This window comes from Halobacillus seohaensis (genome assembly GCF_042663045.1).
In the GTDB taxonomy this organism is placed as follows: Bacteria; Bacillota; Bacilli; order Bacillales; family Halobacillaceae; genus Halobacillus_A; species Halobacillus_A seohaensis.
Genome location: NZ_JBHSZV010000056.1, coordinates 1 through 208, shown reverse-complemented (window position 1 = coordinate 208; position 208 = coordinate 1). Strand labels below are relative to the sequence as shown.

The following is a 208-nucleotide window of genomic DNA, read 5'->3' as shown; positions in this document are numbered from 1 at the left end:
GGGGATGAAACTTGTGGAATGAGCGGCGGACGGGTGAGTAACACGTGGGCAACCTACCTGTAAGATCGGAATAACCCCGGGAAACCGGGACTAATGCCGGGTAACACTTTCTCTCGCATGAGGGGAAGTTAAAAGATGGCTTCCTGCTATCACTTACAGATGGGCCCGCGGCGCATTAGCTAGTTGGTGGGGTAATAGCTCACCAAGG

General features: G+C 53.8%; 1 rRNA gene. It reads left to right on the top strand.

Annotation, left to right across the window (positions count from 1 at the left end):
• Positions 1-27: 27 nt before the first annotated feature.
• Positions 28-208: ribosomal RNA gene (locus tag ACFQIC_RS18695) — 16S ribosomal RNA — on the top strand; the annotation flags it as partial.